The organism is Methanolobus sp. ZRKC3 (assembly GCF_045291275.1).
In the GTDB taxonomy this organism is placed as follows: Archaea; Halobacteriota; Methanosarcinia; order Methanosarcinales; family Methanosarcinaceae; genus Methanolobus.
The window spans coordinates 2,611,302-2,636,120 of record NZ_CP146982.1 but is presented as its reverse complement, the minus strand read 5'-3'; the positions used below and the strand labels follow the sequence as shown (position 1 = coordinate 2,636,120).

General features: G+C 42.6%; 20 protein-coding genes and 1 pseudogene. 8 read left to right on the top strand and 13 right to left on the bottom strand.

The window, feature by feature from the left end; genetic code table 11:
- Positions 1-261: 261 nt before the first annotated feature.
- Both V7O66_RS13420 and V7O66_RS13415 read left to right on the top strand, forming a co-directional pair.
- A complete protein-coding gene (locus V7O66_RS13420; protein WP_406660817.1) occupies positions 262-1,014 on the top strand; it encodes a class I SAM-dependent methyltransferase in 753 nt (250 codons plus the stop codon).
- A 290-nt stretch (positions 1,015-1,304) separates the two neighbouring features.
- Positions 1,305-1,544 (top strand): hypothetical protein, encoded by a 240-nt coding sequence (locus tag V7O66_RS13415; RefSeq protein ID WP_406660816.1) that lies wholly within the window; start codon positions 1,305-1,307, stop codon positions 1,542-1,544.
- A gap of 131 nt (positions 1,545-1,675) precedes the next feature.
- Here the strand turns inward: V7O66_RS13415 and V7O66_RS13410 are convergent, their stop codons facing one another.
- From V7O66_RS13410 to V7O66_RS13385, 6 genes are all read right to left on the bottom strand, one after another.
- The gene (locus tag V7O66_RS13410) at positions 1,676-1,957 is read right to left on the bottom strand and encodes a hypothetical protein (RefSeq protein WP_406660815.1); all 282 of its coding nucleotides are present in this window, start codon (positions 1,955-1,957) and stop codon (positions 1,676-1,678) included.
- A gap of 368 nt (positions 1,958-2,325) precedes the next feature.
- The gene (gene arsB / locus V7O66_RS13405) at positions 2,326-3,507 is read right to left on the bottom strand and encodes an ACR3 family arsenite efflux transporter (protein WP_406660814.1); all 1,182 of its coding nucleotides are present in this window, start codon (positions 3,505-3,507) and stop codon (positions 2,326-2,328) included.
- Positions 3,508-3,619: 112 nt separating this feature from the next.
- On the bottom strand, positions 3,620-4,168 hold the full coding sequence (locus tag V7O66_RS13400) for a ferredoxin domain-containing protein (protein WP_406660813.1): 549 nt from the start codon (positions 4,166-4,168) through the stop codon (positions 3,620-3,622).
- A 93-nt stretch (positions 4,169-4,261) separates the two neighbouring features.
- Positions 4,262-5,302, bottom strand: coding sequence for a GTP-binding protein (locus tag V7O66_RS13395; protein ID WP_406660812.1), 1,041 nt, complete (start codon positions 5,300-5,302; stop codon positions 4,262-4,264).
- 96 nt (positions 5,303-5,398) lie between these two features.
- Complete coding sequence (locus V7O66_RS13390) at positions 5,399-8,401, bottom strand: PAS domain S-box protein (protein ID WP_406660811.1); 3,003 nt, start codon at positions 8,399-8,401, stop codon at positions 5,399-5,401.
- A 156-nt stretch (positions 8,402-8,557) separates the two neighbouring features.
- A complete protein-coding gene (locus V7O66_RS13385; RefSeq protein ID WP_406660810.1) occupies positions 8,558-9,754 on the bottom strand; it encodes a PQQ-dependent sugar dehydrogenase in 1,197 nt (398 codons plus the stop codon).
- A gap of 197 nt (positions 9,755-9,951) precedes the next feature.
- Between V7O66_RS13385 and V7O66_RS13380 the strand changes: the two are divergent.
- Positions 9,952-10,020 (top strand): annotated as a pseudogene (locus V7O66_RS13380) (helix-turn-helix domain-containing protein); the annotation flags it as partial.
- Between the two features lie 30 nt (positions 10,021-10,050).
- Here the strand turns inward: V7O66_RS13380 and V7O66_RS13375 are convergent.
- Complete coding sequence (locus V7O66_RS13375) at positions 10,051-10,983, bottom strand: IS5 family transposase (protein WP_406660809.1); 933 nt, start codon at positions 10,981-10,983, stop codon at positions 10,051-10,053.
- Positions 10,984-11,066: 83 nt separating this feature from the next.
- On the opposite strand from V7O66_RS13375, the gene V7O66_RS13370 reads away from it, so the two are divergent.
- The 3 genes from V7O66_RS13370 to V7O66_RS13360 all read left to right on the top strand — a co-directional run bounded on the left by V7O66_RS13370 (position 11,067) and on the right by V7O66_RS13360 (position 13,608).
- On the top strand, positions 11,067-12,095 hold the full coding sequence (locus V7O66_RS13370; RefSeq protein ID WP_406660808.1) for an RNA-guided endonuclease InsQ/TnpB family protein: 1,029 nt from the start codon (positions 11,067-11,069) through the stop codon (positions 12,093-12,095).
- A gap of 143 nt (positions 12,096-12,238) precedes the next feature.
- Positions 12,239-13,042, top strand: a complete 804-nt coding sequence (locus V7O66_RS13365) for a DUF1638 domain-containing protein (RefSeq protein WP_406660807.1) — start codon at positions 12,239-12,241, stop codon at positions 13,040-13,042.
- Between the two features lie 137 nt (positions 13,043-13,179).
- A complete protein-coding gene (locus V7O66_RS13360; RefSeq protein ID WP_406660806.1) occupies positions 13,180-13,608 on the top strand; it encodes a nucleoside 2-deoxyribosyltransferase in 429 nt (142 codons plus the stop codon).
- A 64-nt stretch (positions 13,609-13,672) separates the two neighbouring features.
- Here V7O66_RS13360 and V7O66_RS13355 read toward each other — a convergent pair whose 3' ends face one another.
- Positions 13,673-14,308: a TIGR00296 family protein gene (locus tag V7O66_RS13355; RefSeq protein WP_406660805.1), complete on the bottom strand. Its 636-nt coding sequence runs from the start codon at positions 14,306-14,308 to the stop codon at positions 13,673-13,675.
- An 82-nt stretch (positions 14,309-14,390) separates the two neighbouring features.
- Positions 14,391-15,623 carry a phosphoglycerate kinase gene (locus V7O66_RS13350; protein ID WP_406660804.1) on the bottom strand — a complete coding sequence of 411 codons (1,233 nt, stop codon included), beginning with the start codon at positions 15,621-15,623 and terminating at the stop codon, positions 14,391-14,393.
- A gap of 193 nt (positions 15,624-15,816) precedes the next feature.
- Here V7O66_RS13350 and V7O66_RS13345 point away from each other — a divergent pair, with 193 nt between their 5' ends.
- The gene (locus V7O66_RS13345; RefSeq protein ID WP_406660803.1) at positions 15,817-16,377 is read left to right on the top strand and encodes a flavodoxin family protein; all 561 of its coding nucleotides are present in this window, start codon (positions 15,817-15,819) and stop codon (positions 16,375-16,377) included.
- A gap of 86 nt (positions 16,378-16,463) precedes the next feature.
- On the opposite strand, the gene V7O66_RS13340 is transcribed toward V7O66_RS13345, so the two are convergent.
- Positions 16,464-17,597, bottom strand: a complete 1,134-nt coding sequence (locus V7O66_RS13340; RefSeq protein WP_406660802.1) for an RNA-guided endonuclease InsQ/TnpB family protein — start codon at positions 17,595-17,597, stop codon at positions 16,464-16,466.
- A 213-nt stretch (positions 17,598-17,810) separates the two neighbouring features.
- Between V7O66_RS13340 and acs (V7O66_RS13335) the strand changes: the two genes are divergently transcribed.
- Positions 17,811-19,754: an acetate--CoA ligase gene (acs, locus tag V7O66_RS13335; protein WP_406660801.1), complete on the top strand. Its 1,944-nt coding sequence runs from the start codon at positions 17,811-17,813 to the stop codon at positions 19,752-19,754.
- A gap of 60 nt (positions 19,755-19,814) precedes the next feature.
- Here the strand turns inward: acs (V7O66_RS13335) and V7O66_RS13330 are convergent, their stop codons facing one another.
- From V7O66_RS13330 to V7O66_RS13320, 3 genes are all read right to left on the bottom strand, one after another.
- Complete coding sequence (locus tag V7O66_RS13330; RefSeq protein ID WP_406660800.1) at positions 19,815-20,888, bottom strand: phosphotransacetylase family protein; 1,074 nt, start codon at positions 20,886-20,888, stop codon at positions 19,815-19,817.
- A 43-nt stretch (positions 20,889-20,931) separates the two neighbouring features.
- On the bottom strand, positions 20,932-23,028 hold the full coding sequence (gene acs / locus V7O66_RS13325) for an acetate--CoA ligase alpha subunit (RefSeq protein ID WP_406660799.1): 2,097 nt from the start codon (positions 23,026-23,028) through the stop codon (positions 20,932-20,934).
- A 97-nt stretch (positions 23,029-23,125) separates the two neighbouring features.
- Positions 23,126-24,760, bottom strand: a complete 1,635-nt coding sequence (locus V7O66_RS13320) for a PGF-pre-PGF domain-containing protein (RefSeq protein ID WP_406660798.1) — start codon at positions 24,758-24,760, stop codon at positions 23,126-23,128.
- Positions 24,761-24,819: the final 59 nt, after the last annotated feature.

Genomic DNA, 24,819 nt, shown 5'->3' with positions numbered 1-24,819 from the left:
GAGACTGTCGAACTACCTTTTATTGATTTCTCTATTGCTTTTATTATCTGGATGCTGTTTATCGTTTTCTACAGTTGATCTAAAAAGCCAAATGAAGGAAATCCTGAATCCCATGATAAAGGAAGTGTGAGAGATGAAATCAGAAGAACAAATAAGAATCAAGTTAGAGAACTTGAAGAATCTTAAGAAAAACATTGATGAAAACGCAATCATTATCGTGGTACCATAAAAGACTTAAGCAATTATCTCTTCGATATTTTTATGGTAGAATCACCTATTTTTGAGATATTTGATGGGTTGCCCAGACAGGGTCCAGGTAATAACAAGTGTACTGAAAAAGCCTTTAATTTACTTTCTTCCATTCCTGCAGGCAGTAAGATCCTTGACATTGGTTGCGGTGTGGGTATGCAGACAATACATCTTGCGAAGATCTGCAACGACTGTCACATCACTGCAACTGATATTTACCAGCCTTTTCTGGATAAACTTATGGAAAATGCGGCTAAAGAAGAAGTTGATGACAGGATCACCACAGTTTGTGCGTCAATGGATGACCTGCCTTTTGAAGCAGGAGAATTCGATGTCATCTGGGCAGAAGGCTCCATCTTTATCCTTGGTTTTGAGAAAGGAATTAGCTACTGGAAACAGTTCCTAAAAGTTGGGGGCTATATGGCAGTGACAGAGAACACATGGTTCACGGATGAGCCTTCCTCGGAAGTTGTTGAATTCTGGCAGGAAATATATCCTGGTATCATGAACATACCTGACACTGAAAAAGTTATTACGGCAGTAGGATATGATATCGTTGATCACTTTAAACTGCCAGTTTCTGTCTGGTATGAATTTTACGACCATCTGGAAAAAAGAGTTGATGAAATCAGTGATAACTATAAAGGAAACACCGAGGCAGAAATGATACTTGAGTTTAACAGAAAAGAGATAAAACTCTTCAGAGAACGCCCAGATGAATATGGTTATGCGTTCTACATTTTTCAGAAGAACACAGATAAATGATATGTTACTGATGAACAATTAAATGATCCTGAAACTCAAAAAGAGAACAAAGCAGCGATCAAGGAAGAATAATATTTAATATCGTATATGGGGTGACTTGCTCATAACAAGCAGGTAACATCCGAATACAAATCATTTTTAATTTAATTTTTTGCTCTACTACTCGTCTCCACTTGTGCGATTCGTCAACCTCATTTTTTCCCAATCCCCATAATAAAGGAAGTGTAAACGTTTGGCAAAAAGGATTTGAGTCACTGGTATTATAATGCATATATATTGGATGTGAAAATGTGAAGGATGAAAAAAAAGAATACCTTGTACGCAAAGATATGTATGCGGAAACAGTAAAAAAGAATAAAAAAGTAGCCATGGCAAATATGGTGATATTCAGTATAGGCTTACTCTTGAAATATATAGGCAGACCTGAATTGGGTGGACATTTTATCTGGTTGGGTATTATCATCCTGATATACGTTTTCGGATCCAATCTGATGGCAAAATATGAAATGAAAAAATATCAGCTAAAATAAGTAATCAGAAGTCTCTTTAATCTTTTTTATTGGTGCTAGGTTCGAGTTTGCACACCAAGATTGTATGTTTAGCCTGGTTGATGATTTCTACAAAGTCCAAATTCCATAATCGCCAATTAAAGGAAACTTAATTATCCTTCAAATTTTGGTCTTAGATTGTAGCCTTTATTTGGATTATTTGATTGTAATTCTCTTATGAATTTGTATTCCATTCGATTTACTTCTTCTTTGGCTGCTGTTTTAGATTCCCATAGAATTTCTTTTCTAACCGTAAAATCGCGTTTTTGGTCTCTTGTAAAATCTCTTTCAATAAGTTCACTCTTTGGCGATCCGAAATAACCGAGACTATCAGTGATATCTTGTCCGATGTATATTTTTCCATTTGGGTAGGTTATTTTATAAATCATGCTCATGCAAAAAAGGTATGAATAAACAATATAAAATCTTGTTGGGTATAATGTAGATACCGCCAAATAAAGGAAGTGAAAAAATAACAGGGCTAAACTTTGTTTCTGCTGTAATCGGTATGATTATTGGTATTATAGTATCGTATATATTATATTTGATTATGAAGAAACCCTAAACTGCCAAATGAAGGAAAAACTTCCAACAGCATTCTGAAATAAGCTATTTCACTTATATACAATCTCTGTTTTTGCGTCATCTGCTGACAGCGTGGAAAAAAACTTCCTATTAGTTTGTATAATCGGAAGCAAAAACAGACAATTTTACTTTTTGATTTACTAATCTTCCATTCCAAAAGTGAATTAAAAATGGTCGGTCAACTGAACCATCCTTTAGTCCTAAGACATATCCTCACAAGCATCAGCATCACCGGTACTTCGATAAGCACACCTACAACTGTTGCAAGTGCAGCACCGGAGGAGAGACCGAAAATGATGGTTGATGTTGCTATGGCTACCTCGAAGTGGTTGGATGCACCTATCATGGCGGTTGGAGCTGCGTCCTCATAACTTAGCGTGAGTATTTTTGACAGAACATATCCAAGCAGAAAGATGAATACCGTCTGTATGAAGAGAGGGACTGCTATCCAGAGAATAGTCAATGGTTCCGAAAGTATTACCTCACCCTTGAAACTGAAAAGCAGGATTAGCGTGATAAGCAGGGCTATGATCGTAACAGGCGTGAGCAGGTGTACGAAACTGGTGTTGAACCATTCCTTGCCCTTCTTCCTGATTATCAGTTTACGGGAAACATATCCTGCAGCCAGGGGAAGTGCCACATATATCCCTATGGACAGAGCGAGTGCCTCCCATGGAACTGGCAATTTGCCAACACCAAGCAGGAATCCACCCAGTGGACCATAGAACAGGAGCATGGCAAGGGAATTGATGGCAACCATCACAAGAGTATGGCAGTCATTTCCCTTGGCAAGATATCCCCAGACAAGCACCATTGCCGTACATGGAGCTATGCCAAGCAGGATGCATCCTGCAAGATAGCTTCGCCAGAGTGGGACCTCGAGCATTTTTATGCCTTCAACAAGTACCACAGTCCCCTCTCCGTAAATCGCACCAACTGGCAGGTCGAGTCCGAATGGCATTTTCACAAGGTCCACGGCTTCGGGACCTATGAACTGGAGGAAGAGAGTACCGAGGAAGAACAGGGATATCAGGTACATGGTAAAGGGCTTGATAGCCCAGTTTATCAAAAGCGTCAGGCTTACAGGCTTGATACTCTTGCCAGCCAGCAGCACATCTGCAAAGTCTATCTTCACCATGATGGGGTACATCATGAAGAAAAGACAGACAGCGATAGGTATCGAGACCACTGGAGCCTCATTGACGTATAGCGACAGGCTGTCAAGGTACAGTGCCACCTCAGGTGCGAACCTTCCAAGCAGGATACCTGCTATTATACAGAGAAATACCCACACCGGCAGGTACTTTTCAAAAAAACCAAGTCCCTTTGTCTCTTTTGTGATGCATGCTTCTGTTGCCACTTCATCCCACTCCCCATGGAACTAATCTAAACTGATCTAATTAAACTAATCTAATATGTGTATCTGAAATATTAATTCTATTTGGCAATTATTCGCCATCCTCTGCCAAGGATCATCTGGTCGATGGTCTGTCAAAGAAGATATTCTTACCATTGACACTCAGTGGAAGAGCCATGGCAACATCAGCATCTATCATATCGAAGTAACATGCAGCGGCACCTGCTGAGTAGAGTACCCTGTTATCAACGCAAAGATCCTTTGCTTTTGCAGCAGCACATCCCACGGCAATTCCCAGATCCACGTACTTGATCATGCAGTGCGGACCCGTGAACTCAACACTGACCTGTTTGGCATCCAGCATTTCCTTGCATTTTTCAAATCCGCATGCTCCACAGTTCAGACCGCAAACTCCCGAGGATTTCAGACCTATCAGGACTATGGCATCAGAATCCCTTACATTCCCTGCATCCCGTATCAGGAACTTCATACCTTTTATTTCAGCCAGCTCTTCCATCTTATCAGCAAGTTCTGCCTTCTCATCCCCGTCCAGCAGGAATGTGACAATATCATCTATACCCTTACCCTTGGGTGCGGTCCTGGCAGCCACCAGAATTGTCTTTGCAAGTGATTCTATGATCTCAAGTTCGGGATTCATCTTCATGAAAAAAAGAAGGTTACGATGATATTTATCCTTTCAGATGGGGGGTGAAAATGATCAAAAAAAGAAAAGGATTAAGAGCAGGAATGATTCTGCTCAGAGTGTGATTATATCAGGACCAGGGGATGTATCAAGTTTCTCAAATCCTATATCCTCATCGGAGAGTATTTTCTCGATGGAACCATCGAGTATACGGATAAGATCCTCCTTGGAGACCTTTGTGATAGCAGAAAGGAACTTCAGGTGCTGCTCATCTTCATCTACCTCTTCCAGTATTTCCACATAAGGGTCACCTAGGGATGAGGTAAGGTTAGCCTTGATGAGACCTTCACTGAACTTGAATGTCATCTTTATATGACCAATGAAATCAGGATTTAGCTCCTTTAATTTCTCTTTGAGATCTGTAAGCAGGTGCACAAGCATTGTGGTGATCATATCCGAATTCAGCTCATCAGCTTTCAGAAGATATTCACCGGCATAGCTGCCAACACCGGACATCTCTATGGAATTCAGGTGCTCGCTCTCCTTTACTATTTTGCTCTCACCCGTAAGCAGGTCCATGAATGTCTGGAACTTTGCATCTACATTCTTAGCGGAGAATTCAACGAGCATTGCGTCAGGGTTTAGCTGCAAGATATTATTGGAAACAAATGTAAGCGTTTCCATGTCCACCAGATCGATCTTGTTTATACAGACTATCTCTGAGTCTTTTATCTGGTTTTCTATGAACCTTGGTATCTGCTTCATTTCCATTGTCAGTCTGCTGGCATCCACCAGGGTAACTATAGGTGCAAAGGAAAGATCATCTAACCTCATCAACTCGATGCCTTCTTTGATCTGAAGAGGGAATGCGATACCTGTTGGCTCAATTATAACAACATCAGGACCATACTCCTCCATGAGAGTATCCAGTGTTATTTCCATACTTGTAAGCAGGGTACAGCAGATACATCCACTTGTAAGTTCCTTGGTAACAAGGCCTCCAACAGACATTGTTTCTCCATCTACGCCAACTTCACCAACCTCATTTACGATTATGGCAACCTTATGGCCATTTTCAATAAGGTGTTTGCTGAGGTTCATCAAAGTTGTAGTTTTTCCGCTTCCAAGGAAACCGCCTATGATTATAATTTTCATTTTGCCTCACCTTTCTAATATCTGAACATATCGAATGAACTAAAAAGATAAATATTCATTGATAAGAAAACCAAACTTTTTGCTGGATCAGACTAATCATAGTGGAAGCATTATATGGAACGTACTGCCCTCTCCTTCTGTGCTTTCAACCCAGATGTTGCCGCCATGGTCTTCCACTATCTTCCTGCAAATGTAAAGGCCAAGGCCAGTACCTCCGTATTTGCGTTTAACAGATGAATCTATCTGATAGAAACGCTGGAAGAGATTTGGGATCTTACTCTCAGGAATACCGATTCCCGTATCCTTTACTGAAAGGTGAAGTGACTCCCCATCCACATTGGATGAAACTGTGATGGTACCATTTTCAGGTGTGAATTTAATAGCGTTGTCAATTAGGTTTATGAATACATCCATCAGCTTATCTTTGTCTGCGGTGATCACAGGCAGTTCGTCAGGGACATCCTTCTTAATAGTAATATTCTTGCTCTCTGCCTGAAGTGCGATATCCTGTATGGAATTATCTATGACATCCGCGATCCGTAGATGATCAAAGGAGTATCGAATCTTGCCGGCCTGAGCCCTGCTAAGATATAGGAGGGAATCCACAAGTCTTCTCAAACGTTCGGAATTGCGAATAACAGTCTCGACAGCTTTCCTTTGTTGCTCATTAACATCACCAAGAGTACCATCAGAGATCAACTGACTGTAGCCCTGTATGGAAGTAAGCGGGGTTTTGAACTCATGGCTGACATTGGATAGGAACTCATCTTTCATCCTGTCCAGGGATTTCAGCTCCTCGTTGGCATTTGACAGTTCCTCATTCGTTCTTGAAAGCTCTTCGTTGACCGAAGATATCTCCCGGGCATATTCCCTGAGGGTATCCTCAGCCTTTTTACGTTGTATGAGCCGCCACATACCTTCCATAAGCAGAGTCAGTTGCCTGACATCAGACTGGTCATATTCACTTTCCTTGTTACCAACACCTGCCACACCTACTATTTTGTCACCGTCAAAAATAGGGATGTTCATGTGGCGCAATATCTTGATGTGTCCAAGAGGGTATCCCTTTTTTAATGGATTTGGAGCCTGGAAATCATTGGTTATGATAGGCTTCCGCTGCCTTATGGCCTCACCCCATATACCAGTAGTTTCAAGCGGATATTCAAATCTCCTGTTATCCACAGCACATATCTTCATTGCGTTCTTTGACCATGAATGCATGATCAGCACGTTCGCATCATCCAAAAATGCAAGGTAACCGATCTTGCTCTGGGTCATCCTTACTCCCTCTTCCTGGACAAAATTCGAGATTTCCTTAAAAGACATAGAAGTCATCTGGTTAAGTTTCAAAAGAGCTTCCAGACGGGATTCATCAAGTCGAAGAGCGTCCTCTGCTTTTTTACGTTTGGAAATATCCTGAAATACCCCAATACCACCAAGTAAAGTACCATCTTCTGCGATGTTGGGACTGTAATCAGCCTTAATGGTGATCGTGACATCACTTGAAACTGTGTGGTATTCACCTTCAAAATGTCCGACCTTCCTTGAGAGAACATCATCCACAGCTTTTTTCATCCTTGCATCTACAATGGACGCAACCATATCAAAACCTATAATGTCCTCTCTCTTCTCAAGCCCCATTATTTCCAGGAATTTCTTGTTGCAATGAGTAATAATACCATTTTTGTTAAAGTTGAATATTCCCAGAGGAGAATTCTCAAAGATCATCCGGTATTTTTTCTCAGCTTCAACTATGGCTTCGTCGGCCTTTTTACGCTCGGTGATGTCTATGATGATGCCCTGATAATAGACAGGGTTGCCCGCTTCATCCCTTATTAGGTACGACCTCTCTGTGACCCACCTCGGATTCCCGGATTTTGTGAGTAGGCGATATTCATTTAAAAAGTACATCTTCCCGGATATCTCAAGCTGTGTGGCATCCTTGATTACATGATCAACATCATCAGGATGGACCAAATCTGAATAGACAAGATTACCTGATACCAGTTCCTCAGGAGTGTAACCAAACTGGGAAATATTATCTGAAACGAACTCAATGGGCCATCCCTCTTCAGTTGTCCAGAGAAAAGCAATCACCGGACTCTTCCTGTAAATGTCTTCCAGCTTTTCAATGGACTTGAACTTGTCCCTTAAGGTCTCGCGGCTTATCCTCTGTTCGACAAGTTTGCCAATTGTACCGAACATCCCGGCATAATCACCATGTTCATCCGCCAGGGGAAATAGAACACCACTGTGATAGATGTACTGACCGTTGGGTTTTACGAAGGGGAATATATCATAATTCCTGGAGTGAAGGCTTTCCTTTGTCATCTGGAAGATATCGATGAAGGTGAGTTCATCCTCCTCCGGTTGTTGCGATATGAACTTAACAAGTTTCTTCCCGAGCACATTCTTCCTGAGCAAGCCTGATATTGATTCCATGCCCTTGTTGAAGTAGACGATGTTGTCATGCCTATCAGTCGCCCATACACCTGTCCAGACATTCTCCAGTATATCGTCAGGGAAACGTGCCTCTTTCTGGACCGTCTTACAGAACGAGGAGCTCTGGAGAAGGGCCCATGTGTCATTTTTCTTGATGATGGTACCGTCATGCATGCCTATAAGCTCGATGAGTTCAGACCTGGAGCGGGCTTCCTCCAGAAATGCAAAAATAGCAATGACACCCCTCTTCTGGATGATATCCATGCCCTTTTTCTCAAACTCCACAAATGCCTTCCAGGCATCATCCCCAACTATTGTGAACTCATTGAACATGCGCAGGCCGTCAAAACCTGCTGACATTGCCCCTTCATAGAGCTCTTCCCAGTGCTGCAATTCTCTTTCGGATATCTGATCCTCACCTGCAACATAGCACTCCTCGCATGGTATGAGCATGATCTGACCTGTCTTGAGATAAGTATCCGCATCAATTCCTGCACCTTTAAGAATATCCAGGGCAACCTGCCGGTCCATCCTGCCTGAAAGACCCCATACGCAACACTCATTGTTCTTCAAGCCGGCATCAAAGAATGCACAGAGCAATTCTTCCAGCTCCCCGGCCTCGTTGTATAGCAGGGAAAAATAACTTCCCTCCGGCATGTCAAGTATGAAATCAATATCCGAGTTTATCGTATTGATGGTGATAGTCTAACCCCGCTAATCTGATGTAAGTGAATGATGAATCATCAGAACCTCTTATAATTAACACTATACAACTCTTATATTTACTTAATTATCTGCCAGCCATATACAGCTTCAGGATGCATAATGGATACGATAGATCTTACCCGCATTGTCATCACTGACAAGGAGCGAACCATCATCTGCAACTATGACATCCACCGGGCGTCCAAGAACTTTATTGCCCTGCAACCAGCCCGTTGCAAAGTCATTTACCGTGAGAGTATCCATGTCAATATTCACTATTTTGTAACCTGTGGGTTCCTGACGGTTCCATGAACCGTGATAACACACGAAAAGGTCACCATTATAATCTTCAGGAAAACTGTCGCCGTAGTAGAAAGCAAGTCCCAGTGGTGCCGAGTGTGCCTGCAGGTCTATAAGACTTGCTGTCTCAAAGGGTTCCATGCAAGGATTCCTGATGTACTGGTTGGTATCGAAATCCGTATCATGGATGTTGTCACCATAGCAGATAGGCCAGCCGTAGTTCCCGCCTTCACGTATCAGGTTTATCTCATCTGGCGGAAGGTCATCCCCGAGCCAGTCCCTTCCATTATCCGTGGCATACAACTCCCCGGTCAGCGGATGGAATGTAAGTCCCACTGAATTGCGCAGACCCCTTGCAAAAACCTTCCAGTTGCTGCCATCAAGCTCACCGCGAAGAATGGCTGCCCTTCTTTCATCTTCCTCGTAACAGGCATTACAGGATGAACCTATGCTAAGGTAGAGAGCATCATCATGAACCTTCACGGTTCGGGTGTAGTGCCCCCGGGTGGGCAGGTCATCGATTAGCACCTGAATACTGCCATCATCAGCATCAAGGTCACCATCATCATCCCTTACCCTGATTAGCCTGCTTTCCTCAGCTATGTAGAACCAACCATCATGATATTCCAGACCATGAGGAGAATCCAGACCGGATATGAATACGTCCACCTCATCGGCTTTATTGTCTTGGTCCTGGTCCGGCAGCACCGCCACCAACCCCTTGTTGGGAATGGATACGAATAGAATATCGTCTTTGAGCATCAACATACGGGGACCGGGCGATGGTCCCGGATATGATATCAGGCTACTTCCCAGATCATCGGCATAGATATCGATCGCAAATCCATCTGGCATGCTGATATTCTCAATTTCTCCCGATGATATGGAAGGCCGGACCCCGAGGTAATTGAATGAAAGGAAGATGACAAGAAGTATAACAGAAAGAACGATGCCTATCCACATAACTCGCATTCCGGACAGCAAACCTGACATGTATAACCCCAATTAAAAAGTTGGTTCTGGTGGGATAAAAGGGTTGTTGGTGTTTCACCATTTATTCGACCTGTCTTATATCATGGTCATTATTTTATAATTGTAGCGTAAAACTCCGATGTCTTTAGCATCGGGGATGTAAGCGTCTATTACTGCCTCTTGTTCTTGATTCTGATACATATTAATACCATTACAGCGTATATTATATTATGCGGAAATCGTATAAATTCCGTCTGTACCCCACCAAAGAACAGGGAATTATTCTGGTCAAAACTCTGGATGTATGTAGATACATCTACAATGAATTCTTAGCAGACAGACGGAATGCATATGAAAGATGCAATCAAGGGCTCTGTAGAAATCCTCATTTGAATAATAAAAATAACCTTGACATACCTGTCAAGGTTATGTACTAATATCTTGAATTTGACCTCTTTCACTTGATTCCAATACTTTTTAGCCCTGATCTCTTCACTATATTTTCTTTTCAAAACAGAGAACATCGTTTCTACCAAATTTCTGTTATGATACAATGCTTTGTCAAATTCCCATACCATTTTTCTACGGTATTTACCTTTGATCTTCTTCCTTTTCCTCTGTCTTAGAGGAATCATGGCAATTGAATTAAATTCGTCTCTTGTTAGTGAATGTATCTCTTCAGAATCATAACCTTTGTCCATCACGTAGTACTTTGATCTGCGAGTTTTATGACATTGCTTTAGCAATTTCATTGCATGCTTTGCATCATGCACAGGTTTGCCTGATATCTTAAAACCAGTAATAATGAACTTTCCAGTATCAACAGAAATACTAGTTTTTAGGAATGATCTACGCTTCTTTCCTGTTCGCCAAGAATAATAGTAGCTACAATGACCACTAGTAAATCCACTTGAATCAATGGCGGTAATCTTTATTTGTTCCCCATGAGAATAAAATAGTTTTAGTGTTTGTTGTAGCAATCCATTAAAATAAACAGACTTGATTCTTGTAATGAATTTATGAAGAGTGGTAAAGTGTGGAACCTGTTTTAGTCCAATCCTTGATTTGACCTTATCCATTACTTCGACAAGTTCAACAATATCTCTATAATCTTCATTAAGATATTCTTTCAGCAAAACCAATGTTAGTAGCTGATGTTGTGTGTATTTTCTTTTAGAATATTTGCAACTATAGATCTGAAGGTGTGAGTTTCCTGATACAGCTAGTGCTGTATCAACAAACTTTAAGTACTTATTAGACAAAACACAATCATCCCCCTTGTGTTTTCTTGTGGTAAGTAATACTCAGGGGATTAATCCTTTTTAAATTATTATGCTAAAATAAAATGGAAAGTAGGTTTTCTACAGAGCCCAATCAAGGACTTACTACATTTGACCAGATCAATCAGATCAAGTATCTTGAGTTCAATACGCCAGTGCAATCTCAGGTCAAACAAGATGTCCTCAGACGACTTGGCAAGTCTTTTGATGCTTTTTTCAGACGGTGTAAATCCGGGGATGTTCCAGGTTATCCACGGTTCAAGGGAAGGGACAGGTACAATAGTTTTACGTACCCTCAATCGGGTTTTTGGATAGAAGGAACTAAACTGAAACTGTCCAAGATTGGAAACATCCGGATAAAGCAACATCGTGAGATTGAAGGCAAGGTCAAAACATGCACTATCAAAAGAGAAGTGAATCAGTGGTATGCAGTGTTCTCTGTTGATATGGGTAATAGTCCTGCAAAAGTAAATCCAAATACCTCCATTGGTATTGATGTTGGACTCAACTCATGTGTTACTCTGAGTAACGGTGAGCAATTCGATTCACCGGAATACTATCGTAAGTCTGAGAAATCTCTTGCTGTCCAACAAAAGAGACTGGGCAAGAAGAAGAAAGGTTCCGAGAATCGATTCAAACAAAAAAACATAGTTGTTAAGGTTCACAGAAAGATACGTAATCAAAGACTTGATTTTAACCATCAGTTGAGTCGAATACTGGTTGATAGATTTGACAGGATAGTATTTGAGGATTTGAATATTCAGAACATGGTTAAGAATCATCACCTAGCAAAATCGATATCAGATGTTGCATGGGGTCAATTAATCCAGATGACAAAAAGCAAAGCGGAAGAAGCTGGTAAGTATGTCGAATTAGTTAATCCTTATAATACATCACAAAAATGCAGTAGTTGTGGAAGCATTGTCAAGAAAGGTCTATCTGTCAGAGTACACAAATGTCCTGACTGTGGACTTGTACTCGACAGAGATCACAACGCCGCAATTAATATTCTTAACTTATGCACCGTAGGGACTACGGGAAGAGCCTGTGGAGTCATGAACAATAGTTCGGGCTGTGAAGCAGGAAGCACCTAAATCTTTAGTTTAGGTGTAGTTCACATTAGCCAGATATTTGGTACATAATTGTAACGCACAACTATATAATAATGCAGAACATTTGTTATTTATACTGATTTTTAACTGCAAATACTAACAAAAATAGATATGAGGAAGATAGCATGACCGTTCTAAGTATTATAGGCTGCAAGATGCTCCAGGATGAGATGATATGGCTCATTGAGAATGATTCCCAGATAGACGACATCATAGTGCTGGAAACGGGAGAACATTTAGAGTTCATTGACAAACTGGATGAACAGGGAATATCGTATGAACTTAAACCAGAGATATCCCAACCAGATCTATTCCGTGATCCTGAGAATGAAGACAAGTTCACCCTCATAGTAGATCTTGTGGAACTTGGACTGCACATGTATCCCAAAAACCTGAAATCCTTCATACATGAAGAGATAGAGAAGACCAGTTCCTTCTCCGATGGCATACTCCTCTTCTATGGTCTTTGTGGAAATGCACTTGAAAAAGTAGAGGAACAATTTGAGTCCCTTGATAATGGCTGCAAGGTACGTATACTCAGAGATGATGAAAGAGTGGTTGACGATTGTATCGGAGCCACCGTTGGCGGATGGGCAAAATACCTGAAGCTGTTGAAAGACAACAGTAAAGAACCGGCTATGTTCTTCACACCAATGTTTGCCCGTTACTGGGACCAGATAGACAATATCAGTGAATACAGTAAAGACCCCGAGGAAAAAATAAGGGTGCATAAAATGCTTCTGGACATGGCTGGCTATTCAAGGGTTGCCAAGGTCAATACAGGGCTGACATATACGAAGGATTTCGATAAGAACATCGAAGAATACGCCAAAATATTCGGCTTCGATATTTTCGAGATCGAAGGTGGACAGGAGATATTCGAGAAATGCTACAATTCCATTAAGAGCGAACTATTTAGTTCCTCTTGATTGGCTCTTTTTTAACACAATTTGAAATTTACTAGTATCAAGTAATTTCAAATTCCTGCTATTAGTTTCACTCTGCTTACATCAGCGTTATTAAACATCCCGACAATCAGGGTACCTCAATATGGGAGACTCAATTAATGGATGGAAAAAAACAGATCTACCTTGCAGGCCCACTTTTTTCACAGGCTGAAATGGATTTTAACGTTATGTTGCGTGACAGACTGGTTGAAATGGGATTCTCCGTGTTCCTGCCACAGGAGGATGGAGCAGATACACAGTCCAGCCGAATGGAAGATAGGCAGCGTAACATCTTTGAGAATGATGTCAGGGGAATAGATGAATCCGATATCGTGCTTGCCGTGTTGGATGGTGGAAGCGATGTGGACTCTGGAACCGCATGGGAGATGGGATACGCTTATGCTAAAGGGATACCGGTCCTGGGACTCAAGACCGACTTCAGGACTTTCGGTGACGAAGGTATTGTCAATCTCATGATGGAAATGGCAATTGAAGCCCTTGAGAGAGACGTTGAAAGCATCCTGAAAGTGCTTGAGGATTATAAATAGCTGCAAAACTGCAGCTTTAAAAAAGAAGATAACAAAATGAAAAGACAGGGATATTAAAGGAATCCTATTCCTTTAAGCATGCCTTGTCTTTGAAGTCCTTTTCTACGACCTCACCGAGGGGTTCTTTTTCCATGAATATCTGACCCTCAAAACAATAAACTTCAGCTCCTTCTATCCAGGCATCGTGTGGCAGTCCTGCCTTCAGGCAGGTATGGCTTAAAAACTCAATTTCATCAAAATCATTTTCCGGTGCAACCTGCGGCAACAGTAAACCCTGACGATAGCCGCTCTTAACGATCAAACCATGCTTACCTATCTTAATGGAAGTCGGAAGTTCCTTTGGCGGGACATCCATAAGTTCCGGTTTCGTGAGAATGGTAACCTCCACCGTGATGTTTTCCATCTCATTGGCAAGGACCTGTGGGAACCTCGAATCCCTCAGGGCGGCAGACAGTGCAGAATCAGTTATTGAATACTTCAAAGGAGAATCTGCATAAGGATGCCCAATGCAACCCCGAAGCTCTCCATTCTTGTTCAGTGTAACGAAAACTCCTCTTTCCTCATTAAAAACAGATGGGAGCTTGATCTCAGAGCCATCCATCATTTCCCCTGTACGCAGGTAGGTCTCAATGGCATCTCTTGCAAGCTGGACAGCTATCTTTCCCTCATCCTCTGTCAGTAACTTTACCCCTTCTTCCATAGCCAACACTCCGAAAACTGATATTATCAAATGGACATGATAGTTGCGTCAATGCAACTACCAGTAAAAGATATTATTTATCTCATTCATTAAGTCTATATCGTGTGGCTGCTACTTTCAGAGCCTCGATACCCGGCAAAAGATCGCCTGCAAGATAGTCTATGCATGCACCGCCGCCGGTACTTAAGTGAGAGAACTTGCCCTCGAATCCGAGATTTCTTATTTCTGCAGAAATATGCCCGCCGCCTGCAATGGAATAACCTGAATTTACAGCTGCCTTGATTATCTCATGAGTTCCAAGCGCGAATGGCTTGATCTCCGATAATCCGGCAGGCCCGTTGAGTACAACGGTCTTTGCATTCTTGATCTCCTCGGAATATGCCACAATTGTCTCAAGACCAATGTCGTTGATAGGAAGGTTTTCGCCAGGAAGTTCATCAATGTGAACCTCAACCCTTTTACCGCCATCGTTCATTGCAACATCCAGCGGATAGCCGATCTTATCATCGAATTTATCAAGCACATGTTTTGCCCTCTCTATCTGATCGATATAACCCTGTGAATCTATGAAATCCATATTCACCTTGCCAATATCCACACCAGCTGCCGCAAGCATTACATTTGCCACTACACCTGTGACCAGTACCCTGTCAGCACCACCTTTTGTCAGGACATTCTCGGCAACCTTAAGGGTGTCATCGACCTTTGCACCACCAAGTACGAAAATGCAGGGTGATTCACCCCCTTTGATACCACGGTCAAGGGAAGAGATCTCTTTTTCCATCACTCTGCCTGCACCGCTTGGAAGGGTTTCTGTAAAACCGGTTATGGAAAGTTGTGACCTGTGGGACACAGCAAAAGCATCGTTCATAAATATATCAAAAAGAGGGGAGAGTTTGCGAATCATGTGGGTGCCCGCATGTTCTTTTGCAGGACGTTTCAGGGTTTCTTCAGAATAGAACCTGACATTCTCCAGAAGAATGACATCGCCTGATTCCATGCCGGATATTTTAGATCTCGCATGGCTGCCAAAGATATCGTCCACATACTCAACCTCACGACCAAGATACTGAGACATGCGTTTGGCATGTGGGCTCATTGTCGTGAAATCACTTTTCCCTGCCCTGCTCTGATGCGCAAGTAACACGACCTTCGCGCCCTTAAGATCTTCCAATGTGGGAATATGACTCTTTATCCTCATATCATCAAGGATATTCCCTTCCGGATCCATGGGAGTGTTAAGATCCACTCTCACAAGTACTGTTTTGCCATCCACATCAAAGTCGTCGATAGTTAGATAATCCTTAGCAGTCAAAATTCCATCACCACATAGTTGCCTGAAGACTTTGGCCAATATAAGCTCTAAAATCATTAATGGTCTTAATGATATAAATACCATTGATTGTTGATTTTTGGTCTTAATGAACTAATCTTATTATATCTTTTCTGTATTCCCCCACAAAGCAAAAACTAATATCCATTGATTCACAATCCCAACAGGTGATTATATGAAGATCCTTGGAATTTCAGGAAGTCCTAAATCCGGCGGGAATAATGACGCATTGATAGAAAAAGTGCTGGATATTGCAGAAAAAAGAGGATTTGAGACCGACAAGGTTCTCATATCTGCATCCAGCATAGCTCCCTGTACAGCCTGCGGAGTTTGTGGCAAAGGCGAGAATTGTCCCATAGACGATGACATGCAACCGGTGTATGATAAACTTGCAGAAGCAGATGCCATAATAGTATCTTCCCCAGTATATTTTGGCACCATGACCGCACAGCTCAAGGCACTTTGTGACAGAAGTGTACAGTTGCGCAGACAGGGATTCCAGCTCAGCAACAAGTTTGGCGCCGCAATGGCAATTGGTGGTTCAAGGAACGGTGGACAGGAAAAGACAATACAGACCATTCACGAATGGATGCATGTCCATGGCATGGTTGTAATGGGCGATGGCGGCCATTTTGGCGGCATCCTGAAAAAGCCAGCTGCAGGGGATGAGGAAGGTATGCAGACTGCTGTTGATACCATCAATAAGCTCTGTGATGTGCTTGAAATGTTGAAATGATTTAAATTCTTTTTTAACACGGGTACCAAACCCGTTTCACTTTTTCACCTATAAAAAACCATGTGAACTACACCTAAACTAAAGATTTAGGTGCTTCCTGCTTCATTGCCCGAACTATTGTCCATGACTCCACAGGCTCTTCCCGTAGTCCCTACGGTGCATAAGTTGAGAATATTGATTGCAGCGTTGTGATCTCTATCGAGTTCAAGTCCACATTCAGGACATTTATGTGTCCTGACAGCCAGACTCTTCTTGACAAGAGTTCCACAACCGCTGCACATCTGTGACGTATTGTATGGGTTAACCAATTCTACAAACTTACCAGTTTCCTCCGCTTTGTATTTTGTCATCTGGATCAGTTGGCCCCATGCAACATCTGATATACTTTTAGCAAGGTGATGATTTTTAACCATGTTATTGATGTTCAAATCCTCAAACACAATTCTATCGAACCTATCGACAAGAATTCTGCTCAATTTGTGGTTAAAGTCGAGTCTCTGATTACGTATCTTCCTATGAACCTTAACAACCTTGCTTTTTTGCCTGTTACGATTCTCAGAGCCTTTCTTTTTCCTGCTCAGTCTTTTCTGCTGAACTGTAAGAGATTTCTCTGATTTCCTATAGAATTCCGGAGAATCGAACTGTTCCCCATTGCTTAATGTAACACAGGAATTAAGCCCCACGTCAATACCAATTGATGTGATTGGCTCAACTTTTATAGGACATTTGCCTAAATCAGCCGAGAATACAGCGTACCACTGGTCAAGTTCTCTCTTGATAGTACAGGTCTTGATCTTACCCTCAATGCCTCTGTGTTGTTTAAGTTTGATAGTTCCAATCTTGGATAGTTTCAGTTTAGTTCCTTCTATCAAAAAACCAGATTGAGGATACGTAAAACTATTGTATCTACCCTTACTCTTGAACCGAGGATATCCAGGTATTTCACCGGATTTGCATCTCCGGAAAAAAGCATCAAAAGACTTTCCAAGCCGTCTAATAACATCCTGTTTGACTTGAGATTGTACAGGTATATTGAACTCAAGATACTTGACTTGATTAATCTGGTCAAGTATATTTAATCCTCTATTGCATCTATCGTAAGCATTCCGTCTGTCAGCAAGGAATTCATTGTAGATGTATCTGCATACATCCAGAGTTTTTGTAAGAATAATCCCCTGTTCTTTCGTAGGGTACAGACGGAATTTATACGATTTCCGCATAATATTATATACGCTCTAATGGCTTAAATATATATATCAGAATCAAAGACAAGAAGCAGTAATAGACACTAACATCCCTGATGCTAAAGACATCGGAGTTTTACGCTACATATATAAACTAATCCATTCAATACTTTTCTGGATTTAAATTACTCTTTAAAGTGGAGTTTTTAGTACTTCACTTTGAATTTTAAAAATATAGTGGGTGTGAATATGGGAGACAAAATTATCGATCCTCAAAGTGAAGAGATGAAATTCGAGCCGGCTGAAGATTTTGTCATTAATGCAAACATCAATGATCCAGGCATATACAAAAAAGCGGAGGAGGATCCGGAAGGATTCTGGGGGGAACTTGCCGGGGAGATCAGCTGGTTCAAGGAATGGGACACAGTCCTTGAATGGGAACCACCCCATGTGAAATGGTTTAACGGCGGGAAACTTAATGCATCCTACAACTGCCTTGATGCAAATATTGAAAAGAATGGGGATAAAACTGCCATCATCTGGGAAGGCGAGATGGGAGAGGTCCGAAAATATACTTACAGGGAACTTCTTGCAGAAACCTCCCGCTTTGCGAATGTGCTCAAGAGTATGGGTGTAAAGAAAGGGGATATTGTTACCATATACCTGCCCATGATACCCGAGGTTGTGATTGCCATGCTTGCGTGTGCAAGGATAGGCGCACCACATAGCGTGGTATTTGCAGCTTTCTCAGGGGGAGCACTCTGTAACCGTATATCCGATGCCAAAAGCAATCTTGTCATCACCTGTGATGGATATTATCGCAGGGGAAAAATAGTATCCCAGAAACAGAAGGTTGATGAAGGACTCAACAGTTGTGGCCAGCTAAAGAATGTTATTGTTGTCCAGCATGCTAAAAATGAAGTCACAATGAGTGAGAACAGGGACCTCTGGTGGCATGAACTCATGGAAGAGGCGGAGCCTGAGTGTGAAGCTGCTATCATGGATTCGGAGGACATGCTCTTTTTGATGTACACAAGCGGCACCACAGGAAAACCCAAGGGAATAGTGCATACTACCGGCGGATACATGGTAGGGACACACATCAGCACTAAATGGATCTTCGACCTGAAGGATGATGACATCTATTGGTGTACTGCAGACTGTGGATGGATAACAGGACACTCGTACCTGGTTTACGGGCCACTGTCCAACGGAACCACCATTGTGATGTATGAGGGTGCCCCTGACTATCCGGAAAAGGACAGGTTCTGGGAGATTGTGGAAAAACATAAGGTTACCATACTCTACACCGCACCCACGGCAATCAGGACATTCATGAAATGGGGCACAGAGTGGCCAAAAAAGCGCGACCTTTCAACACTGCGCCTTCTGGGATCTGTGGGAGAGCCCATCAATCCCGGTGCATGGCTCTGGTATCATGAGAATATCGGACAGGGCAAATGCCCCATTGTAGATACATGGTGGCAAACCGAAACCGGAATGATCATGATATCACCTCTGCCAGGCATCACCACAACAAAGCCAGGAAGTGCGACCAGGCCTTTCCCTGGGATCAAGGCAGCTGTCCTTGATGAAAAAGGTAACAAAGTGTCACCGGGACAGGACGGTTTCCTTGCTATCTGTAACCCCTGGCCAAGCATGGTGCGGACAATCCATGGAAACGAGCAGAGGTTCATAGACACGTACTGGAGCAAGTGGGATAACAAGACCTATTTTGCAGGAGACGGAGCCAAAATGGATTATGATGGCTACTTCTGGATAAGCGGACGTGTCGATGATATAATCCAGGTAGCTGCACACCGTATTGGCACGGCTGAGGTCGAAAGTATACTTGTGGCACATCCTGCGGTTGCAGAAGCCGGAGTTGTTGGTAAGCTTGATGAGATTAAGGGCGAGGTGATATGGTGTTATGTGATACTCAAAACCGGCTTTGAAGAAAATGAGGAGCTCAAAAAAGAGCTAATCAGCCACGTTGCAAAGAACATCGGTCCTTTTGCCCGCCCGCAAATGTTGATATTCTCTGATGATCTGCCAAAAACCCGAAGTGGCAAGATCATGCGCAGGGTTCTCAAAGCCATTGCGAACAACGTAGACACAGGTGATGTTACCACCCTTCAGGATCCTGATGTCGTGGCAACACTAAAAGAAAAGACAATGAAAGCCCAAAACTAGGCTTTCTACTAATATTTAAGGGACTTTATTCCCTGCTTTTTTCCAAAACTACAATCTATATCAAAGTTCAAGGCCAATGCTATCTGCGATTGCCTGCACATCAACATTCTTTTCGATCAGATCAACTACCCTGTCAAGCTTCACCTTCTGCTTGATGTGTGCATGGCCGATCAGGTGCTCCATTCTCTCGATGGTATTCATGGTATCGCCACGAACCAGAATCACCGGGATGTCAGCCTCTTCAGCACTTGCGAGCACAGCACCACTTGGGTACATATTTCCGGTAAGCACCAGGCATTTCACCCTGCTCTCAATGGCAGCCATCTGCAGATCTGCCCTGTCACCACCGGTAATTACCAGGCTGTCCGGGTTGCGCCTGAAGTACTTGATAGCGGAGCCCACTTCCATGGCACCAACAAGATAATGCTTCACAAGCTCATCGAGCTTTCCGGCACCTACGAGCACCTCCGCATGCAGATCCTCAACTATCTCAGAAAGGGAAACCGAGCGAAGAGTCTCGTCCTCCGGGACGACACCGAATACGGGGATACCCCGCTTTTCCAGAAAAGGGACAACAAGTTCATTAACCCTTTTAAGATTAGCTTTTGGAACCTCATTAAGGATAATCCCGGCAAGCATGTCCTTTTTGGATATAATGCGGACATCACACAATATGCGATCTACAGCAAAAATAGAATCATAGCGGGTCACAAGCAATATTTTTGTGCCTATCTTAGATGCGATCTCCGGGTCTGAAAGGTTGTACATCGCACCGCTACCAATCCCTCCGGCACCTTCAATGAGAACAATATCCTTGTCATCTGAAATAAAGGAATAAGCTTCCATAAGCCTCTCATCAAGATCTTTTTGAACACCCATCAGGGCATCGTTTGCGAGACTGTCCGTGAGATGAATGGGAGTTATGTATTTGCTGGGATCTTCCAGGCCAAGTAGTTTTTTGATTCCTTCTGCATCCTCATCCGTGAGAGACCCATGTACATCCATCAGGAGATTTCCAATGGGTTTCATGTAACCTATGACATGCCCTTTTTCCTGGAGGATCTTACCCAGTCCCATGCAAATTGAGCTTTTCCCTGAAAACTCCTCTGACGAACTAACCAAAATTGATACCATGCTATTGCTCCCTTCTGAATCTGTTATCTTGAAATTTGCATATTCATTTAATATCTATTGTTAAACGGACATCCATTGCCACACAACCCTCTCCATCGGGCATTACCATCAAAGGATTTATCTCGAATTCCAGTATCTCCGGATGATCAGTAACCAACTGTGATGCTTTCATCAATGTGTCAATTATCGAATTAATATCAGATGGGGACTCACCCCTCACACCTGCTATAAGAGGATATGTCTTGATGCTTGAAACCATGTGTTTTGCTTCAGCCGCACTTATGGGTGCCACTGCAAAGGATACATCCTTGAGGAATTCAACATAGGTTCCACCAAGACCAAACATCAACAATGGACCAAATTGGGGATCACGGTCCATTCCCACGATCACTTCTTTCCCGCCGCCAAGCATCTTCTGTATCTGGACACCTGTGATCCGGGCATCAGGCATGTAATGCCGCACATCCGACATCATGGTATTATAGGCTCGTTCCACATCATCCGCATGTTCGAGGTTTAAGCGGATACCGCCCACATCGGTCTTGTGCGATATATCAGGGGAAAGTATCTTCATGACAACAGGATAGCCCATATCCTCGGACAACTCTATGGCCTCTGAAAGAGTTTTTGCAATTCCGGATTTCACAACCGGAATTCCATATGATGCCAGAAGATCAAGAGATTCCAGGCCAAGAGTGCGTCTGCCATCTATTTTTGCATCCTGCATTATGGAGTCTGCCAATTTTCCGTCTGCCTCGAAAACCTCAGGTAAACCATATTTCCTGTTCTTTATGGTGTAATAATTGCAAAGTGCATTCATACTGGCAACTGCCCTTTCAGCAGAGGAGTAATTTGGAATGTTATTATCATTGAGGATATCCTCAGCTATGGATACACGAGTACCCCCTGCAAAATTGCAGATTATAGGTTTCTCGGAACTCTTTATCTTTTTTGCAACCATTTCAGCAATTGCCGCCACGTCGGTCATTGCCTGGGGAGATAACAAAAGGAGAATACCATTTACATTGGAATCTGTAAGCACTGAATCCAGAGCAGCCTCATATATCTGGGCACTTGCATCACCCAGCACATCCACCGGATTATAGAAATTTGCTGCAGGTGGAAGGGCTGACCTTAGTTTTTCTATTGTTGTCTCTTCAAAGGAAGCAATAGATAATCCGGCATTGTAACAGGCATCTGCTGTTAGTATTCCAAGACCGCCTGCATTGGTGACTATGGCAATGTTCCTTCCTGCAGGAAGCGGATACACAGAGAAGGCACGGCAGTAGTCAAGCATCTCTTCCAGAGAATCAGCACGCAAAACACCACTTTGCCTGAAGCCGGCATTATATGCAGCATCTGAACCTGCCAGTGTTCCCGTGTGTGACGATACTGCTCTTGAGCCCACTGAAGTTCTGCCTGATTTTACTATGATAACAGGCTTTGAATGAGTTACTCGCTGTGCAATTTTAATGAATTCCGGACCATCCTTTACTCCTTCCAGATAGGCAGCTATTACTGCCGTAGAATCATCATTCTCGAAGAACTTAAGGAAATCATTTTCAGCGAGATTTGCCTTATTTCCAAGGCTTATGAATTTGGAGAATCCAACACCTATTCTGTCAGCCCAATCAAGAGTTACGGAACAGATGGCACCTGATTGGGACATCATGGCAATATTGCCCGGATACGCCATGCTCGCAGCAAATGATGCATTCAGGTTGCATCCTGTATTAATGATACCAAGACAATTGGGACCGATCATATTGAGATCGTATTTTTCGCAAAGTGCTATGCATTCCCGTTCAAGCCGGGCACCTTCTACACCTGCTTCCTTGAAGCCGGCGGAGATAACAACAATATTCTTCACACCTGCCTGCCCGCATTTTTCCACGGCATCGGGCACCATTTTTGCAGGAATGACTATTAAGGCAAGGTCAACCATCATATCTTCAGGAACATCAAGTATGGTAGGATAGCAGGTGAGTCCCAGAATCTCATCGACCTGGGGGTTGATGGGAATAATGGTCTTATCCTTGTTCGCCATCAGGTTCTCAAGTACTGCCCTTCCAACCTTGCCTTCCTTTCTTGAAGCACCAATAACCGCTATAGAATTCGGATCAAACATTTTCTCAAGCATAGTATTCCCTGCAATTCCTTGATAAGTCCCTTAATTTACTAGGATGCAATTATACATAAAATAAGAGGGAAGTAGGAAAAGATACAAAACTTATAAACTAGCGTTTTATTCGCCTGTAACGTTTTCCATCCGGATTACCGATCTGTGAACGGACCTTTGAATAGTAATCCCTGTTCCTGTAACCGTAGAAACAAATTGCTATGACCCCAAGCAGCAGGACAATGGAAATACCAAATTTAGATGACTTTGTTTCCTGGTTCACGGTCTCTGGCTGCTCAGGAAGCACATCATCCACCGAGTTCAGTATCTGCTCATCCTCTTGCAGGGACATAGATGATTCATCGCCATCAATTGTCGATGATTCCAGATCATCCTCACCCACAGATGATATTGCAAATGAAGAGAATCCGGGAGATTCAGCAATAAAGTACATGTATATATCATCCTCTCCGCTGGGGGATGTTTTCAGCATTTGCCAGGAGCCGGAATGCCTGCATAGTCGTATTGAGGAAGGAGTAACCTCTTTTTCTTCCATCCAGCTCTTCTCGATCTTGAACATGATCCTTGCATCGGATACCATGGCCGGTGTGAACTTACCATCACCAACCCAGATGTTCATATTCTGGTACACAACGCCGGGTGCAGGCTCATTTACCAGAGATGATGTATCTTTAAGTAGCTCTATCAAAGTCTTGGTCTGCCCTCCATTGAGAGCCGATGTGAAGCTCAGGGATACTATACTGTTGTTCTCCCTGACAAAGTCAAACACCGTTTCCCGCTCCCTCAGAACGGATTTTATCGCATAGTCCTTGAAATCGATATTCTCGAATTTCTCACCTGTGGTCAGAGAAGCACCGCCTCCGCCACCACCAGATGAAGTGGTTTTTGTAGCTTCATTATCCGGTATTTTAACATTTGTTACATTAATGCTCACAAACTCCGAATCATTGACATAGCCATCAAATACCCTAAATTCTACGTCATAACTACCTGCCTGATCAAAATCAGGAGTCCACTCAAATACACCTGTTGTTGCATTCAAGACAGCTCCTGATGGTATATCAATGACATCAAATGTCAAATGATTGCCATCAGAATCCGATGCTGACAAGGTGAACGTCAATGATAAATTCTCAGTCGTATTTTTGCTACCAATAACGTCCAGAATTGGATATCTGTTAATCAACATGACATGTGTGTCTGTTGAACCATAACCATCTGAAACACCAAACTCAACATAATAGATGCCTTTCTCAATATAGTCGGCTACCCAGCTACCTGTGCCAGTAGATGTGTTAAAATCGGTAAAATTATCAGTACGGTTACAACTGAAAAACGGCATATCAAAATCAGCGTCCGTAAAGTTAGCATCTACAATGATAGATTCACCTTCACTAACAGAGACAGAAGATGCAATATCAGTGATGTTTATATCATTGTTAGGAAGCTGAACGCTTACATTAGCACCTAACGAAAGATTCGAACTGCTGGTATTGTAGGCGTAAACCGTAATATTGGACCAGCCATGAGCAGCAATACCTGTGTGGTTAAATTCAGATGCTGTACTGTTGTACCAGTTACCATCGTAACTTACATTATAGCTATCTGTAAGATCACCTGATCCACCATCCCAAGTGTGTAAAATCCAAGATCCTCCAGTTGAATAACCTAAATTAACGGGACTTCCGGGTGCTGCACTAGCTATCATTACCGGATAAAATACCGACAGCACTATTGAAATGCATAAAAGTACCCTGAAATTTTTCAATAACCTATATTTCATATCGTTTT

What these genes read in the sequence shown, in the direction of transcription:
- V7O66_RS13420 (WP_406660817.1), top strand. Translation starts at nt 262, where the DNA reads ATGGTAGAATCACCTATTTTTGAGATATTTGATGGGTTGCCCAGACAG.
- V7O66_RS13410 (WP_406660815.1), bottom strand. Translation starts at nt 1,957, where the DNA reads ATGAGCATGATTTATAAAATAACCTACCCAAATGGAAAAATATACATC.
- V7O66_RS13400 (WP_406660813.1), bottom strand. Translation starts at nt 4,168, where the DNA reads ATGAAGATGAATCCCGAACTTGAGATCATAGAATCACTTGCAAAGACA.
- V7O66_RS13395 (WP_406660812.1), bottom strand. Translation starts at nt 5,302, where the DNA reads ATGAAAATTATAATCATAGGCGGTTTCCTTGGAAGCGGAAAAACTACA.
- V7O66_RS13390 (WP_406660811.1), bottom strand. Translation starts at nt 8,401, where the DNA reads ATGCCGGAGGGAAGTTATTTTTCCCTGCTATACAACGAGGCCGGGGAG.
- V7O66_RS13370 (WP_406660808.1), top strand. Translation starts at nt 11,067, where the DNA reads ATGGAAAGTAGGTTTTCTACAGAGCCCAATCAAGGACTTACTACATTT.
- V7O66_RS13365 (WP_406660807.1), top strand. Translation starts at nt 12,239, where the DNA reads ATGACCGTTCTAAGTATTATAGGCTGCAAGATGCTCCAGGATGAGATG.
- V7O66_RS13360 (WP_406660806.1), top strand. Translation starts at nt 13,180, where the DNA reads ATGGATGGAAAAAAACAGATCTACCTTGCAGGCCCACTTTTTTCACAG.
- V7O66_RS13355 (WP_406660805.1), bottom strand. Translation starts at nt 14,308, where the DNA reads ATGGAAGAAGGGGTAAAGTTACTGACAGAGGATGAGGGAAAGATAGCT.
- V7O66_RS13345 (WP_406660803.1), top strand. Translation starts at nt 15,817, where the DNA reads ATGAAGATCCTTGGAATTTCAGGAAGTCCTAAATCCGGCGGGAATAAT.
- V7O66_RS13340 (WP_406660802.1), bottom strand. Translation starts at nt 17,597, where the DNA reads ATGCGGAAATCGTATAAATTCCGTCTGTACCCTACGAAAGAACAGGGG.
- acs (WP_406660801.1), top strand. Translation starts at nt 17,811, where the DNA reads ATGGGAGACAAAATTATCGATCCTCAAAGTGAAGAGATGAAATTCGAG.
- V7O66_RS13330 (WP_406660800.1), bottom strand. Translation starts at nt 20,888, where the DNA reads ATGGTATCAATTTTGGTTAGTTCGTCAGAGGAGTTTTCAGGGAAAAGC.
- acs (WP_406660799.1), bottom strand. Translation starts at nt 23,028, where the DNA reads ATGCTTGAGAAAATGTTTGATCCGAATTCTATAGCGGTTATTGGTGCT.